Below are 16,524 nucleotides of genomic sequence, written 5' to 3'. Positions count from 1 at the left end.
CTACAACTCAACCACCAGGCTCATGCCCATACGTAAATCCGCCTGTGGATTTGTCGGGCGCGCTTCGACTTCAAAAGTCCGTAGATCAAAGCCCTGCGCCGAATCTGTCGAACGCCAGGTGGCAAAATCACCCATGACTGCAATATGGGAAACGGTAAATTCAATCTGCTTATCGAGTGCGGGAAGATAGGCCTTGAACGTGCTGCCTTTTTTAAACTGACTGAGCAGATCTTCACGCACATTGAGTACTGCCCAGGAATCCTGTCTATCCACCACGGTGACCACGGGAAAGCCCTGTGGTGCTAATTCGCCACTTTGCATCAGGACTTGCGCGACTTCGCCGTCAAACCAGCTTTCAATCTTAGTATCGGCAGCGTAGGCCTCAACTTCCGCCACGGCACCTGCTGCGACGTTGACTTTTTCCTGAGCGGCTTGTTTGGTTTCGCTGCGCGCACCTTCACGTGCCATGTTATACATCTGCAACGCTGCGCTTTCGGTGTACTTGGCGGCTTGCCACTGGGTGTTGGCTTCATCGCGTTTCTGTTCAGCCACTACGCCGTCTTTATAAAGGTTATTGACCCGCTGGTAGGTTTTCTCGGCCAGTTCTGCAGCGGCTTTAGCTTTTAACCATTGATCTTGCGCCGCACGTACCTGTTGCTGACGCGCGCCGTTTTCAGCCTCTTTTTGCCATGGCACCAGCGGCTTTCTGGTTGGCGACCGCCTGTTCGAGTTTGGCTTCGATTTCCGGGCTGTGCAGGCTGAAGATTAACTGGCCTTTTTTTACTTCATCGCCTTTACGCACGAACACCTGATCAATACGACCGGCCACTTTGGAAGAAATGCTGTATTGCTGGGATTCTATCTGACCTTGCAGGCGCACCGGTTCTGGTTGATAGGCCAGATAAAAGCTGTAACCGATCCAGCCTGCGGCGGCCAGAGCGATAATCGCGAGCAGAGGCGTTTTAACGGTTTTCATGAAATTGGGTTCTCCGTCATCGAAATGGCAGCAGATGGATTCGGCGCTGTACTGAGTGGCTGTGCACTTTGCTGGTATTGTGGGAAAGTGGCCATTTCACTGGAAATAGCCAGTAGTTTGGTCAGTGCGATCAGATAGTGAAAGCCGGCCACCGCCTGTTGGGTACGAATGCTGGCGAGGTATAACTCGGCATCGACTACATCCACTGAGGTCGACAGTCCTTGAGTGAAGGCTTTCTGGCGTAAGCGCAGGTTTTCCTGAGCCAGTTGCAGGCTCGAGTTAAGTCCTTCCACTTCTTCCTGAGCTTGCTCGGCTTCTTTATAGGTTTTTTCAACCAGCACACTGAGATCTTGCTTAGCCTGTTCACGACGGTATTTCACCTGGGTGACCAGACTGCTGGCGGCTTTCACTTGCTCACTACGCCCGGTATTTTCCACCAGTGGCACATTGACGCCGACGCCGACTAACCAGTCCGGGCGCAGGTCACTGGCGAGGGAGTCATCTTCGTATAAGTTGTAAGTGCCGTACAGATAGACTTCTGGGTAGTATTTGCCTTTTTCAGCTTTGATAAGGCTGCTGGCCTGTTTTTCTTTCGCGTTGAGCAAGTCCAGCCCCGGGTAAGTCGCCAGTGTCTGATCGATGAAGGCGCTCATTGGCGGTAAGCTGGGGTTGATAAACAAATCACCGCTCGGCTCAACCATTTGTGGTTGGTTGAGGATTTGGGTGAGGGCGCTTTGAGCAATATCGAGATCTTTTTGCGCTTTTTTACGCTCAACGGTTGCTTTATCAAGCGATGCTTCGGCCTGCAATCGCTCGACTCTGGCGATCTGGCCTTGCTGTTCGAGCTTAAGCGCGTTGTCCCGATGTTGAGTCAGCCCTTTTTCTACTTCAATACGGGTTTGCAGCACTTCCTGCGCTAAGACCACGCTGAAATAATACTTGGCCAGGTCTTCATATCGTGCCTGAACTTCCATCGCCAGTTGGCTTTGTGCTTCTTCCTTTTTGCCTTCGGCAGCATTTTGCGCAGCAGTAATGCGACCACCGGTAAAAATAGGCCAGACTGCCCGAATCGAAGAGCTGAAAATATCGCGTTCCGTGATGGTAGAGGTCAGAGAGCCGAGAGAGGTGAAAAGAGGGGCTAGAGCAGCCGGTGCGACAATGCCCCCTGCGCTGTCTGCGACCTGCTTAAGTGACAATGTCACATCTTGGTCGAGGCGGGTATAATTAGCTCCCACGGTCACTGAAGGTAAATTCAGACTGGAAGTGGCGTTATACAGGTGCTCAAAATGATCTACGTTGGCGCGCTCGGCGGCTAACGAATGGTTTTGACGCTGCAAAATCTCCCACGCCTGGTCAAAGGAGATCGGCGCTGCAAACGCTGACGGGAGCGCCAACAGAGAAGTTAACAGCACACTGATTGATTTCACTTTCATGCTTAAGCTCAAACGTCGATATTAGAGTTTATACTCTATGTTATCGGTTTTCCGTTGAGTATAACAGCATTTTCCTGATCAACACATCAAGAGTCAAATGCGTAGACTTAGAGTCGATTTAGCGTTGGTTGGGCCAATTTTATGATGCCTTTGAGCCCTATCGTTGCTGAGGAGCCCAGTCCTGTTTCTGCTTGTAGACAGGCTCATCGTCCGGGACAGTGAAAGTCGGCGCGCCACACCAGCTCTTCTGTGCTTTGAATGGTATCGAGCAGATCTTGTCCTGTCATTTGCGGTATCGATAGCACGACTTGCAGATCATCCTGCTGCTCTGATCCGTAAGCACGAACATGAGTAAAAGTTGACTGCAGGTGCTCGGTCAGCATTTGTTGCGACAAACATATTCCAAACGCATCTCTTTCCATGGTGAGTATCCTTCTTACGATAGTAGCGCAAGCGACAAACCAGGATTGAGTTAATTATTATGTTGGCCCTGCCTGCAACGTTTCTGCCCTCACTGCCCAATCAGTATATGACCGAATGAACCTCTACAGGCTAAAAAAAACCAAATCGCATGTGATCTATGTCATGTTTTATTGTTGCAAAAAAATCCAGTTGTTGATGATTTTTTACTCAATTTGATGCTGGCGAGGATGTATGAAAATTTGTCACCAAAATGAGCAAGTTGCTAACACACGCTGTGTTCACAGTTATCGAACCCGCTTTCGCACCTTTGTTAAATTAGTGTTAGTTTTGGGCGGACAGGGAGATATTCATGACATGGAACGATATCAGCTTTCGCAAACGTATGCTGATCATAATGACATTGTCCGGCTTGATTGAGTTGTTGGTCTTGGTCGCCGCCGGCTTTGCCTACATCAAACATTCTCAGGAAGAAGAGATGGGGCTCAAGGCTCTGGGCGTGGCTTCGTTTCTGGCCCGCTCGTCGATAGTGATTGACGTTATTCAACGTGCGGATGACTCTGATGAGATCCAGCAACGTTTCCGCGATTTAACCCAATTGATCGGCGCCACTTTCATCGTGATTGGTGATGATAAAGGGATGCGGATTGTTCATCCGATTGACGCGAGAATCGGTAAGCCAATGGTAGGCGGTGATAATGAGCGCGCTTTGCTGGGCGGTGAAGAGTACATCTCGTTTGCACAGGGCTCTCTGGGGCAGTCGGTGCGCGGTAAGGCCGCGGTAGTTGACAGCAACGGCCAGGTGATCGGCGTTGTTTCGGTGGGGTATCTGCTCGCTCGTTTACAAGACAGGATCGAACCATTTCTGACGTACCTTATCGCGATCACCTTTTTGGTGTTAATTGCCAATGGTATTGTCTCAAGTTATGTGTCACGTCGTTTTCAAAAGGCGATTCTGGGCTTTGAGCCGGAGGAGATTGGCCGTCTGTATGTCGAGCTGGATGTCACCATGAGTACGATCAGAGAGGGTATTCTCAGTATTGATGATAAAGGCGTATTGCGTTCAATTAATAAAAGCGCCTGTGACATTTTAGGTATCGACCGCGATAAGGCCATTAATCGCTTGTTGACCGACTCATTACCCAATAGCGATCTGTACAAAGTGCTGGAAACCGGGGCCATAGACCATGATATCGAGTTGTATCTCAACAAACAGCGTTTGATTGCCAACCGAAGTCCGATTGTTGTTGAAGGCAGAGTGGTCGGGGCGGTATCCAGCTTTCGTTTGCGTGGTGAGATCAGCGAGCTTACGGAGCAGCTATCCCAGACCAGAGAGTACGCAGAAATGCTGCGCTCTCAAACTCATGAACATCGCAATAAACTCAATACCATCAGTGGACTGGTGCAAATGGGAGAGCTGGAGGCGGTACAGCAGCTAATTGGTCAGGAAACCGCCCATTACCAGAGTTTGATCGAGTTTCTGCGTGAAACGATTAAAGACCCGTTGATCGCCGGTATGCTGCTGGGTAAGACAGAGCGAGCGCGTGAGATTGGCCTGGAGCTTAATGTCGATGATGGCTCGCATCTGGCCTGTTTACCGGGTTATATCAACGCGGAAGACATAGTGACTATTCTGGGCAACCTGATAGACAATGCCTTTGATGCGACACTGACTGCGATACGCCACTCGCAACGTTTTCCAAAGGAGAGGCGTGTTATCGATGTCTCGATCAGCGACTACGGCAATGAAATCATACTTGAGGTTGAAGATCAGGGCTGTGGTTTGCCTCAGGATTTCAGCCCGGATCTGTTGCTGCAAAAAGGGGTATCGAGTAAAGCGAAGCATAACCGGGGGGTTGGATTGTATCTGGTCAAGCAGTTATCTGATCGCTATCAGGGTCAATTAGAGATGTATAGTAATGACAAAGAATATGGAACACGTATGACGGTTTATCTGCCCAAGGAAGAGCTGCTATGACAACCCGGGTATTGATCATTGAAGATGATGTAGCGATCGCTCAGTTGCATCATAAATATCTTAACCAGACGGGTGGCTTTGATGTGGTCGGGATTGCAACCTCACAAGCGGAAGCCGAGATGCAGTTAGAAGTGCTGCAACCGGATTTAGTGTTACTGGATGTTTATCTGCCGGACGGCACGGGCTTGGATATTCTGCAGTGGGTACGCAGCCGTAATGCCCGCTGTGACGTGATCCTAATTACCGCGGCGCGTGATGTGGAAACACTGCAGCAGGCGATGCGCGGCGGTGTGGTCGATTATCTGCTCAAACCCGTGATGTTTCCTCGTTTGGAAACGGCCCTGAAAAAGTATTTGGCACGTCAGGTTGAGTTGGGAAAATTGGCCGACTTGGATCAGGGACTGGTGGATAAGATGTTAACCTCTTCTGCTCAGCAGGATATGTCAGCTTCGCGGTTACCGAAAGGCATAGACAGTGTAACGCTGGATAAAATCCGCCAGTTGTTTGTCGATTCTGTCACTCTCACAGCCGATGAGGCCGGTGAGAAAATAGGGGCCAGCCGCACGACCGCACGACGCTATCTTGAGTATTTGATTGGTTCGGGAGAGCTGGAAGCGGATGTCCGTTATGGTTCTGTGGGCCGTCCTGAGCGCAGCTATAAGAAAGTCACTCGAATATGAGGTCAATCGGACAGCCAGTCATTGCAGAGTAGAATTTTTGCGACCTTGCTCTCGTCTAAGCCCATCTGACTCATCTAGCGTTAAAGTTCAGTAGAGTCGCAAGGGCATCAGAATGAGAATAACGAAACGGTTAGCAAAGTCGGCTGTTGTGTCGGTTTTGGTCTGGTCTGTGTCATCAGCTGCGGATATGAGTGAGCTGACTTTCTACATTGAAGAGTACCCGCCTTATAATTTTTCAAATAATGGCCAGATTACCGGCATTGCAGTGGATTTGTTGCAACAGGCCAGCCAGCAAGTTGGCCGTGAAATTTCAAGTGAGCAAATTGTCATGCAGCCCTGGCCGAGAGCTTATCGCTCGGTGTTGCTCAAACCCGGTTCGGTTCTGTTTTCTGCAACCCGGACTCAGCACCGCGAATCCCTGTTCAACTGGGTCGGACCGATAGGGGAAATCCGGGTTTCCGTGTTGGCTCGCAGTGACACCAAAATAAAAATTGACCAGCCCATTGACCTGGCGAAATATCGCATCGGCGTTATCCGGGATGATGTCGGTGAACAGCTCCTGCTCCAACTCGGCATCCCGCGAGAGTTGATGCAGGAAGCGGCCAATGTCGGCGTGCTGACCGAATTGCTGCTCAAAAACCGTATCGATCTTATCGCCTATAACGAACAGGCGACGCACTGGTGGGCTATCAGGTCGGGCTACCAGGCAGAAGATCTGGCGACAATTTTTGTTTTGCAGCAAGGCTTACTCTATTTCGCCTTCAATAAAGAAATAGATCAGCAGTTGGTGAATGACTTACAAAAAGGGATTGATATAATTAGGGATACTTCCGGTAAAGATGGCGTGAACTTATATCAGGCCATTTTAGACAAATACCGATAACTTGCCTAACTGAAGTGACCAATATGAGTAACCCCAGCAGTAACATTCTTCTTGAAAGCGGTACCAACGAATTAGAAATAATTGAATTTCATCTCGAAAAACAACTGGCAAATGGCGAAACCAAAACCTGTTATTACGGCATTAACGTCGCCAAAGTCAGAGAGGTGATCCGTGTACCGGACACCACCGACTATCCCAATGCTCAGCCTCATATGATTGGTGTGTTCTCTTCACGCGACATTTTGACACCGTTAGTGGATCTGGCCGGTTGGCTTGGTGTACCGACCAGCTCGGTAAACAGCAACAAATATGTGATTGTGACTGATTTTAACCGCATGACCAATGGCTTCCTGATTGACAGCATCAGCCGCATTCATCGTATTTCCTGGAATGATGTCGAATCTCCGAGTCAATTTCTGGAGTCAGGTGAACAGGACTGTGTGGTTGCTGTGGTGCGTAAAGAAGGCAAGCTGATCATGATCCTCGATTTCGAGAAGATTATTGCTGACATCAATCCGGAATTGAGTATGGAGAAGTATGATGTGAAAGTCGACCGCTCGGTCAACCTGAATCAGACCATGGTCAGTAAGCGTAATGCGAAAACGGTGATGGTGGTCGATGATTCAGCATTCATCCGCAGTCTGATTCAAGATACGTTAAGTACCGCTGGCTATAACGTTATTGCCTGCAAAGATGGTGGTGAAGCGCATGAGAAATTGATGGACGTCGAGCGTATCGCAAAAGAAGAAAATCTGGCGGTCAGTGAGCTTATTGATGCGATTGTATCTGATGTGGAAATGCCGCGCATGGATGGAATGCATTTACTGAAGCGATTACGCGATACCGAAGCGTACTGTAACACCCCCATCGTGATGTTCTCGTCTCTGATGAGTGACGACAACCGTACCAAAGCTTTGTCGCTCGGAGCCAATGACACCATTACCAAACCACAAATTGGCAAGCTGGTATCCTTAATGGACGGTTTAATCTTCAGTTAAGTCTTCCGACCTGAGCTAAAGCGCGAGCCAGCATTGTGACATGAATCGTCACAGTAATGACGGGGCGCGGCTAAGCTTATTGCGTTTTTGTTGAGTGATTGGGGCCCGCATTGGCGGGTCTTCTTGTTAGTTTGGCCGCTTCACCATAGTTGTGTGGCTTCGCGAACGTTTTTCGGCTTTGAGATAGTTCTCTGGACTGGAGATAATTCTATGGACTGGAGATAGCTCAAGGAACTTAGTGTCAGGTTTACACATTCTGCAAAATCGGAGAAATGTGCTGGCCTTTCGGGAAAACATCAGTTATCTATGAAAGAGTTAGCTTCCGAATCTAATAGTGATGGTGGTGAGTTCGGGGATGATATTTCATCGTTCAGGCTTTGGGAGCAGTGCTTGAATTTAATAGCGGTTAAAGGAACGTCATGACTAATATCTTCATCATTGTGGCACTGCTGGTGGTCTTTTTTGTGGTGATTCAAAAGTACGTGATTCGCCATGATGGCAGCAAAAGTTACGCTTACCGTCGTAAAGGGCCAGTTTTGACTAGCGCAGAAAGCACGTTTTATCACGCGTTAACCGCTGCAGTAGGAGAGCACGGAATTGTGTTGACCAAAGTCAGTATGACCCAGGTGGTTACCCCTTCAAAAGGTCTGAATAAGAAGCAGTGGTTTATTGCCAACAACCGGGTGGCACGCAGCCAGTTTAATTTCCTGGTGTGTGATGCCAGAACATTGGAGCCGCGCGTGGTTGTGGAACTCGATGATGGCAAGGAGCTGACCAAGCTTAAGGTTGAACGAGAAAAGTTGCTGATGCAGGTATGTAAGACGGCAAATATCCCTTTAATCGGTGCCAATATCCGTTACAGCTATCAAGTGGGCAAACTGCGCCGGTTACTCGCCGCGCATATTGACTTGATCGAAACCGACAAAGAAGTTCGTTTTTGTAAACGTTGTGGCAGCCCGATGAACATCAAAGTGGCCAGTCAGGGCGAGTTCAAAGGTCGTCGATTTTTTACCTGCAGCCGTCAGCCACACTGTACTTATACAGAAAATTACAATGTGGTATTTGAACTGGATGATGGGGAAGACGCAGAATCACTAACCTGATTCAGCTTGCGGTTGGCACTCGGCATATTCGACTGTCTGGCAAATACGAACCTGATTGCGTCCGTTATGTTTTGCCCGGTAGAGCTCTTTATCCGCCAACTTGATCAAATCGGTCAGTTTATCTCCGGCCTGATACTCACAAATGCCCACACTTAAGGTTAAGTGAATTGTCTGCTCGCGATAGTAGAATAAATGGGTTCCAACTGCGCTGCGCAGGCGCTCACCCATCTTCTCCGCCTGTTCGAGAACCGTATCAAACAGAGTGACACAGAATTCTTCGCCGCCGATACGATACAAATTATCTTCGCCCACCACATTGGCCAGTATTTGGGCTGTTTCTATTAATACCTTGTCACCGGAATCATGTCCGTACTGATCGTTAATCTGTTTAAAGTAGTCCAAATCAATCAGCAGAAGGCTGAGTGAATCTACGCTGCTGCGATGCTTCTCAAAGTGGTTAAAGGCCGCTCGCAGTGACAGGCGATTATGGGCCCCGGTCAGAGCGTCGCGTGATGCGAGGTAAGTCAGAGAGTTCTCGATATTCTCGCGGTTGAATTCGTAGCGATGTGAAACAATCCAGACCCCGCAGTAACACAAGATTAAGTTGACCATGGTGGTCAATGCATTTAAAGCCGAAACCTGAATCACGTCATCGTAGACACTCATAACCTGAGCAAGCAGGACAATGCCCGACATAAGGCGGCCCTGGTTGAGGCCGAGCAGGGCATAGAGCACTATCGGGCAGAAGATCGTCCACAAATAGAGGCCATCTGCTAAAGGTTGCAGGTAGGTGCTGATGCAGATGATAAACATCATTAAGTAAACGTAACATTGGATGTGACGATGTTTGTGCTTACGCTGTGCAGCAAGGCGGGACACGTACAGCGAGTAAAGAGTGAAAAACAGGTAAATTGAAGCGAGCACAAACTCCTGTTTGTTGAAGTATAACCAGGAGAAAGCCAGTGCGACTGCGAACAAGAATAGACTCAAACCAGCCAGAACAGAGCTTCGTAGTGTGTGCGAGTGATCAAACAACCGTGAATCCATGTTCTTTTGTCTCAATTGTACGTTTAGCGACCAATAAAAATTTATACTACCTCTAAGTAGGTAGCAATCAAGAGTTTTGTTGAATTAAAGTCACAAAAGGAGAGCTGCTTCAGCACAGCGCCCACTGTTTTAATATGATAAAACTCAATTAATGACACGCTGTTGGGGTAAAAAATCAACAAAGTGTCTACAGAAAAGCCAATCGATTCAAAAATAAAGAAATTTGACTTGCACGCATGAAAATCTGTCGTTAATATCCATCTCGTTCTCAGGGAAAGCGTCCGTAGCTCAGCTGGTTAGAGTATCGCCTTGACATGGCGGGGGTCGGTGGTTCGAGTCCACTCGGACGCACCATGAGAAAACACTCAGCAAGTGTATAAACATGCAGTGTGCGTCCGTAGCTCAGCTGGTTAGAGTATCGCCTTGACATGGCGGGGGTCGGTGGTTCGAGTCCACTCGGACGCACCAAAATTTCTTACAAAACCCGCTTTTTAGCGGGTTTTGTCGTTTCTGAAGTGTGAGTTTTTCTCTGTGGCGGTTGGTTATCGTTGCTGTCGCTTCATCTGCACTAATACATTTCATTTGCTCGAATGCACTTCAATTTCTGACCGCAGCGGCATTCACGTCTGCATCTTCCCGATATCGTTTACGCTTTCCATTACAAGCCTTAGCCGATTTGTACGCTCGAAGTATAGGCCCGCCGAATCTTTATTCCGCTGCCAGCACCTCGGCCATATCGCCCGCAAAATCTGGCGCAAATAATTAACACCATAAAAACCATAAGCGTCATTATTTGCCACGCGAATGTTGCCCTTTATCGCAACAAATTACCGAATTGTTAATTAGTATCGTCAGGCTTGCAGCAGTTCAGGTTCTCGCTGTGGACTTAGTCGCTGCTTGCCACACTGTCCAACCTATCTGCTCAATAAATGAAGCGCGCGGGTGAGGTACTGTTCCCTGCGTGTTGCTCATGAATGGATTCCCAAATACAAAATAATTAAAGGATAGCGCTATGAGAAAGCTAACATTTGCTTTTGCACACCTGCTGATTGCTGCCACTACACTGGGTGCAATGTCTTCGGCATCTGCCAATGATTACCCGCCAAGAACCGTTAATATGGTCGCACCTGCCGGCGCAGGTGGCGGATGGGATTTAACCATTCGTACCGTGGCCAAAACACTGAAAGACGAGAACCTTGTCAGCTCAAATCTGCCGGTTATTAACCGTCCTGGCGGTGGTGGTGCCGTTAACCTGACGTTCATGCAAACTCAAAAAGGCAAAGGCGATTTGATCTCGGTCTATTCTCCGCCAATTCTGCTGACCAATCTGACGGGGATGACGCCATATAGTTACAAAGACACCACGCCTTTGGCTCGTTTGATTTCTGATTATGCCGCATTTGTTGTGCCGCAAGATTCGCCTTACACCTCGATTAATCAGGTGATGGACGCTCTCAAGAAGGATCCTAAGTCGATCAAAATTGGTGGCATCTCCACCGCGGGTTCTATGGACCACATTCAGTTCCTGCTGGTGGCTAAAGCCGCGGGCGTTAAAGACCTGAGAGATATCGATTACGTTTCTTTCCAGGATGGTGGCGTCGTTGCTCAGGTACTGGGTGGTCACATTGATCTGATTTCGACCGGGCTTGGTGATGTCGCGGGTCTGTTGGAAAGCGGTAAGCTGCGCGCACTGGCACAAACAGCTGACAAACGCATTGGCGAGGGAGCGATGGCTAAGATCCCGACCGTGAAAGAGCAGGGCATCGATGTCACGTTTGAAAACTGGCGTGGTTTGTTCGGGCCAAAAGATATGCCAAAAGAGGCGGTGGATTACTGGCGTGATGCACTGCAGAAAATGACTGAAACTGCCGAGTGGAAAGCCGCGATGAAACGTAATGGCTGGGAAGCTGCGTATCAGGATCAGGCTGAATTTGAGCAATTTCTCTCTGCGACCAATGAACAATACAAAACACTGATCCAAGAAGTGTTCCGATAAAAATTATTACAACAATAGCTGTTGGCTCCAGGTAAGGAGCCAACAGATTGATAAAGGGAATTGCCCTTTATGTTTCAGCTGGAATAAGGACTTCATTAACATGAACAAACAAACACAGCCTGCAAACTGGGACGGACTGACCGGCGTGGTCAGTATTTTGTTTGGTCTGGGCTATGGCGGCTATGCCTATTTGTTACCACGGCCCATGTTTGGTAACCCGTGGGAACCCATTTTTATGCCATTGGCGATTGCCGCGCTGACGATTGTGATTGGCATTCTGCTGATTATCAACGGGCGTGTTGCACCATCAGTGGCAGCAGTGCAAGAGTTTATTGCGCAGCACGCGCAACGTAAGACACACCGTTATCGGATTGTTTTGAGCTGTGTAGCGGCTTTTGTCTACGCGCTAATTTTTGAGCATGCCGGCTACATGCTAAGCACGGCGATATTTATGTTCGCGATGCTGCTTATTACCAGCGGTGTCGGGGCATGGAAACGTTCGCTATTGATCGCGGTACTGTTCTCGACCGGTATCTATTTTATTTTTAGTGAGTTGTTGGCAATTAATCTGCCGACCTCTCTGATGTTTAGCTAAGGAGCCAGGGTATGACAGATATTTTTGCTAGCCTTCTGAATGGATTCGGAATTGCTCTACAGCCATATTATTTAATGTTGATCACTCTGGGTGGGGTGATGGGCACCATTATTGGTATGTTACCTGGCCTTGGACCTGCAACCGGTGTGGCAGTACTGCTACCGATGACTTATGCCATGGGACCGACGGCATCACTGATCACCATGACGGGTATCTACATGGGCGCGATGTTTGGTGGTTCCCGTAGCTCGATTCTTATCAATACTCCGGGAGACGGCGCGGCACTGGCGGCGACGTTTGACGGTTATCCGATGGCGATGAAAGGCCGGGCGGAATCGGCGCTGGCGATCTCGGCGATTGCGTCTTTGATTGGTGGCACGATAGCCGCGGTATTAATGACCTTCCTGGCTGAGCCAGTCGCAAATTTTGCGATTCGATTCGGACCTGCCGAGTACTTTATGCTGATGCTGGCGGCACTGTCGATGACCGTGTCCATGTCGAAAGGCAACATGCTAAAAGGTTTCCTCTCTATGGCCATTGGCCTGGCCATTGCGACCGTGGGCATTGACGCTCAGTCAGGATTAAGCCGTTTCACCTTTGGTGTGCTTGAACTGCAGACCGGGGTTGATTTTCTGGTGGTGATTATCGGTATCTACGCCTTGGGCGAAGTAATGAAAAGTATGGAAGCGCTGAGTGATGGCAGTAAAAAAGCGCAGACTAAGTTTAAACGTATCTGGATCAGCAAAGATGACTGGCGTCGCTCGAAATGGCCGATTCTGCGTAGTGCACCGGTTGGTTTTATCATCGGCGCGTTGCCAGGCGCGGGCGGCACCATGGCTTCTTTGATGTGCTACAACAATGAAAAGCAGCTTTCTCCGCACAAGGAAGAGTTTGGCCATGGTGCGATAGAAGGGCTCGCAGCGCCGGAGTCGGCGAATAACTCAGCCTCTATCGGCGCGATGATCCCTATGTTGTCTTTGGGTATTCCCGGTTCAGGTACAACGGCTGTGATGATGGGTGCACTCCTGATGCTGGGTATCCAGCCTGGACCTTTACTGTTTACCCAACATCCGGATACCGCCTGGGGCCTGATTGCCAGCCTGTTTATTGCCAACATTATTCTGGCATTTGTCAACATTCCTCTCGCTGGGATCCTGGTACGTATGCTGGCGATTCCTGCCAACGTTCTTTACCCGATAGTGCTGGGTCTGGCTTTCGTTGGTTGTTATGCAATCAGTAGTGCGGTCGTCGATTTCTACATTCTGATTGTGCTGGGTGTGATGGGAATGGTGATGCATAAAGTGAATATCCCGACTGCGCCTATGATTCTGGCGGTGATTGTGGGCAGTCAGATGGAGCAGTCGTTCCGTCAGGCGTTTAGAATCTCCAACCAGGAAATGGGCATTTTCGTTCAGTCCGGTATTGCTCAGGTGCTGTTGGCGGTCACTGTGATCTCAGTGTTGTGGCCACTGCTGAGTAAACTACGTCGTCAATCCGAGTTGAAAACGGCATAACAACCCCCCAGAACATCATGCTCCTTGGGCTGATGTGATTGAGTGATTCTCCAAAAGCCAAAGTCATCATCTGATTTTGGCTTTTGTCGTTATTTCACTCGGTGTCAGTGCCTAACGAATCGGTATTGACCTCGCATAGCAGGAAGATGTTTCACATATCAAAGTTTGGTAGTAAATATGTTTCAACCAAATGTCATCCTGTTACCTCCGTGTTATTCTTACGGGTCTTTGTTGTTGTATATCTGATGTTGTCTCACCTATGACGATCCCAAGCCAAGCCCCCTGTTAAAAAGACCCACAGCTTGTTATCGAGCCGTCCTGTTTTAGGCTCTGTGCCGGTGCGCTGGCGTTTCAGAAATAAAATTTTTCTATTGTTACTGACCTTATTGCTGATCCAGGCATTGGTGATGGCCTGGGGGTTCTATCAGACTTTATCCTCTTCGGTGGATCACCAGGTCAGAACCCGCGCCCTGATTCAGGCTAGGGAAATTGCCAGCGATCCCGAGCTGATTGCCAGCGTCGGGCGCCGGGATAAGCACACCATCAGGGTGATTGCAGAACGGTTGATGCGGGATTCAGATGCCAGTTTTATTGTCATTGGTGACCAAAACGGCATTCGTCTGTTTCATCCGGTGGATGACCGGATTGGGCGTGCGATGCAAGGGGGCGATAATGATGGCGCCTTACTGCGCGGCGAGTCTTACACCTCATTAAGAGAGGGGTTCCTTGGCTATGGTGTACGCGGAAAAGCACCGATCAAGAATGCCAGTGGGCAGATCATTGGTGTCGTTTCAGTGGGATATCTGCTGACTCGCTTTGATCACTGGCTGAAAGAGTATTTGCAGCCTCTCATAGTGGACATGCTGGTTTTACTGATTTTGGTGTTTGTATCGGTGTGGCTGTTTACCCGCCACATTCAGAAACAAATGAACAATATGGAGCCGGAGCAGATAGCTCTCTCCTGGGAAATCCAGCGCTCAATTCTCAATGCGGTTTATGAAGGTATCATAGCGGTGGACCGCCAAGGTCAAATGATGATCGTTAACCCCTCAGCGCAGCAATATTTACCGGAAGCAGCGGCGAACCGGTATCAGGCGAACATCGCTGATTATCTCGATGACTGCGCCTGGCTGGAGCAAACCGAGTTGAATCCGTTGCGTCGTCAGCCAAAAGATGAATTCTATCAGCTCAATGGATTTCAAATTGTCGCGAATCGCGAGCCGGTCATGCATGGCGATGAACTGGTCGGTTGGGTCATCAGTTTTCGCGAACAGAACGATATTCATGCGGTGAGTGCCAGCCTGACCCAGATTAAACAGTACAGTGATAATTTGCGCGTATTACGGCATGAGTTTTCTAACAAACTGACCACTCTGGCCGGATTATTAAAAATGGGGAAGGCGGATGAAGCGCTGCAGCTCATCAACAGTGAAAGCGATGACAAGCAGGCTACCCTGGATTTTATTAAGCAGGCTATTTTACTCAATCAGGTCGCGGCATTTTTGCTGGGCAAAGCCCTGAGAGCAAAAGAGCTGGGGATCACACTGAATTTGGATCCGACTTGCCAGCTTTTAGCGCTGAAAGGAAAACTGGATGAAAATCAGCTGTGTACTATTTTAGGCAATTTGATCGATAACGCGTTTGATTCCTGTCGTCTGAGCGGTGTCGCAGCCCCTGAAGTGGGGGTTCTGATCACGGATGCCGGCCAGGATCTGCTCATCGAAATATCAGATAATGGCACAGGATTAAGCGCGCAAGAGAAGACGGCTATTTTTGCCAGAGGTTCGACCCGTAAAGCCGATGCTGCCAATCATGGCATCGGTTTGTATCTGGTTGAACGGCATGTGGAACAGGCCGGTGGCTTTATCAACATTGATGATGCCATTCCGCAGGGATGTATCTTTTCGGTCTTTATCCCGAATAGCCCGCTTGAACCATAAACTCATAACTATCGCTAAAACCATAACCATAACCATAAATATAAACATAAAACGCCCGGTATTGGATGAGATGCCATTGCAGTCGGGTCAGCACAATTATCGGCTTTAATTCCGAACCAGACGCGGGCCTTCCCGGCTGCGGGTGTACCGCAGTCCGGGGATAAAAGGCTCACGTGTTACGCTGATGCCTTTGGGGGCAGGGGCTTGGCCTTAAAGCCGTTTTGGAACGAGGAAGTGAAATGGACAAAATAGACGTTGTTATCATCGAGGATGATCCTAACATTACCCAAATCTATCAGGAGATCATTAAGACCACGACTCGATTTCAGATTGTCGGAATAGCCGAAACCCTAAAAACCGCCCAAACCATCATTCAGGCTTATCAGCCGCAACTGATTCTGCTCGATAACTATCTGCCAGATGGTCTCGGTATCGATTTATATCGTGATCTGATCAGCCAGAAAAAGAAAAGAAAAATGGATGTGGTACTGATTACCGCCACCGACGATGTTGATTCGGTGCGTGAAGCCATGCAACTGGGATGTTTTGACTATTTACTCAAACCGATCTCATTCGACCGCTTTCAAGAAACCTTACAGCGTTATCTCAACCTCAACAATGCGATGAAAGCGTACGACAATCTCAATCAGAAGCATATTGATGATCTGTTTAACCTGCAGCACCGAAAACAGCAGGTTAATTTGTTGCCGAAAGGGATTGAGCAGGTCACTTTAGACCGTTTTATCAGCCACTTTTCCCGCCATAGCGGGCAAAAGTTTACCGTTGAACATGTCAGTCAGAGTACCGGTGTCAGTAAAACCACCGCGCGCCGTTATCTCGAGTACTGCTCAACTCATGGTTTGATCGTCAGTCAGAATGAGTACGGTAAAGTAGGGCGACCGGAAAGAGTGTATATCAAGTACTAAGTGTCGCACAGGCAGCCAGTGTTAAGCGGATATAT

At 48.8% G+C, this 16,524-nt stretch carries 13 protein-coding genes, 2 tRNA genes and 1 pseudogene; 12 read left to right on the top strand and 4 right to left on the bottom strand.

What is annotated here, in order from left to right; translation table 11 throughout:
• The 3 genes and pseudogenes from KNV97_RS11730 to KNV97_RS11720 all read right to left on the bottom strand — a co-directional run bounded on the left by KNV97_RS11730 (position 1) and on the right by KNV97_RS11720 (position 2,831).
• Positions 1-976, bottom strand: a pseudogene (locus KNV97_RS11730) (HlyD family secretion protein).
• The gene (locus KNV97_RS11725; RefSeq protein WP_218563186.1) at positions 973-2,409 is read right to left on the bottom strand and encodes a TolC family protein; all 1,437 of its coding nucleotides are present in this window, start codon (positions 2,407-2,409) and stop codon (positions 973-975) included. Before KNV97_RS11725 ends, KNV97_RS11730 begins: the two are co-directional and overlap by 4 nt.
• Positions 2,410-2,612: 203 nt before the next feature.
• Positions 2,613-2,831: a hypothetical protein gene (locus tag KNV97_RS11720; protein ID WP_218563185.1), complete on the bottom strand. Its 219-nt coding sequence runs from the start codon at positions 2,829-2,831 to the stop codon at positions 2,613-2,615.
• Positions 2,832-3,181: 350 nt separating this feature from the next.
• Here KNV97_RS11720 and KNV97_RS11715 point away from each other — a divergent pair, with 350 nt between their 5' ends.
• The 5 genes from KNV97_RS11715 (at position 3,182) to KNV97_RS11695 (ending at position 8,471) form a co-directional block, all read left to right on the top strand.
• Positions 3,182-4,807 (top strand): ATP-binding protein, encoded by a 1,626-nt coding sequence (locus KNV97_RS11715; RefSeq protein WP_218563184.1) that lies wholly within the window; start codon positions 3,182-3,184, stop codon positions 4,805-4,807.
• Positions 4,804-5,487 (top strand): response regulator, encoded by a 684-nt coding sequence (locus tag KNV97_RS11710; RefSeq protein ID WP_218563183.1) that lies wholly within the window; start codon positions 4,804-4,806, stop codon positions 5,485-5,487. The genes KNV97_RS11715 and KNV97_RS11710 overlap by 4 nt, the downstream gene beginning before the upstream one ends.
• 106 nt (positions 5,488-5,593) lie before the next feature.
• Positions 5,594-6,370 (top strand): substrate-binding periplasmic protein, encoded by a 777-nt coding sequence (locus tag KNV97_RS11705; RefSeq protein ID WP_407701910.1) that lies wholly within the window; start codon positions 5,594-5,596, stop codon positions 6,368-6,370.
• A 23-nt stretch (positions 6,371-6,393) separates the two neighbouring features.
• A complete protein-coding gene (locus tag KNV97_RS11700; RefSeq protein ID WP_218563181.1) occupies positions 6,394-7,368 on the top strand; it encodes a chemotaxis protein in 975 nt (324 codons plus the stop codon).
• 419 nt (positions 7,369-7,787) lie between these two features.
• Positions 7,788-8,471 (top strand): DUF2726 domain-containing protein, encoded by a 684-nt coding sequence (locus KNV97_RS11695; RefSeq protein ID WP_218563180.1) that lies wholly within the window; start codon positions 7,788-7,790, stop codon positions 8,469-8,471.
• Here KNV97_RS11695 and KNV97_RS11690 read toward each other — a convergent pair.
• Positions 8,463-9,518: a GGDEF domain-containing protein gene (locus KNV97_RS11690; protein WP_218563179.1), complete on the bottom strand. Its 1,056-nt coding sequence runs from the start codon at positions 9,516-9,518 to the stop codon at positions 8,463-8,465. The two genes, KNV97_RS11695 and KNV97_RS11690, sit on opposite strands and share 9 nt — an antisense overlap.
• Before the next feature lie 277 nt (positions 9,519-9,795).
• Between KNV97_RS11690 and KNV97_RS11685 the strand changes: the two genes are divergently transcribed.
• The 7 genes from KNV97_RS11685 (at position 9,796) to KNV97_RS11655 (ending at position 16,489) form a co-directional block, all read left to right on the top strand.
• A tRNA-Val gene (locus tag KNV97_RS11685) sits at positions 9,796-9,872 on the top strand.
• 37 nt (positions 9,873-9,909) lie between these two features.
• A tRNA-Val gene (locus KNV97_RS11680) sits at positions 9,910-9,986 on the top strand.
• Between the two features lie 544 nt (positions 9,987-10,530).
• Entirely contained in the window at positions 10,531-11,514 is a 984-nt protein-coding gene (locus KNV97_RS11675) for a tripartite tricarboxylate transporter substrate binding protein (protein WP_136487517.1), read from the top strand.
• A gap of 100 nt (positions 11,515-11,614) precedes the next feature.
• Positions 11,615-12,109, top strand: coding sequence for a tripartite tricarboxylate transporter TctB family protein (locus KNV97_RS11670; protein ID WP_136487516.1), 495 nt, complete (start codon positions 11,615-11,617; stop codon positions 12,107-12,109).
• Positions 12,110-12,120: 11 nt separating this feature from the next.
• Complete coding sequence (locus KNV97_RS11665; protein WP_136487515.1) at positions 12,121-13,623, top strand: tripartite tricarboxylate transporter permease; 1,503 nt, start codon at positions 12,121-12,123, stop codon at positions 13,621-13,623.
• Positions 13,624-13,994: 371 nt separating this feature from the next.
• Positions 13,995-15,563 (top strand): ATP-binding protein, encoded by a 1,569-nt coding sequence (locus KNV97_RS11660; RefSeq protein WP_256612933.1) that lies wholly within the window; start codon positions 13,995-13,997, stop codon positions 15,561-15,563.
• Between the two features lie 239 nt (positions 15,564-15,802).
• Positions 15,803-16,489, top strand: coding sequence for a response regulator (locus KNV97_RS11655; protein WP_136487513.1), 687 nt, complete (start codon positions 15,803-15,805; stop codon positions 16,487-16,489).
• Positions 16,490-16,524: the final 35 nt, after the last annotated feature.

Origin of the sequence: Vibrio ostreae, from assembly GCF_019226825.1 — a bacterium.
Taxonomy (GTDB): Bacteria; Pseudomonadota; Gammaproteobacteria; order Enterobacterales; family Vibrionaceae; genus Vibrio; species Vibrio ostreae.
Note: the sequence above shows the minus strand (reverse complement) of the source record. Positions and strands in the feature narration are given on the sequence as shown.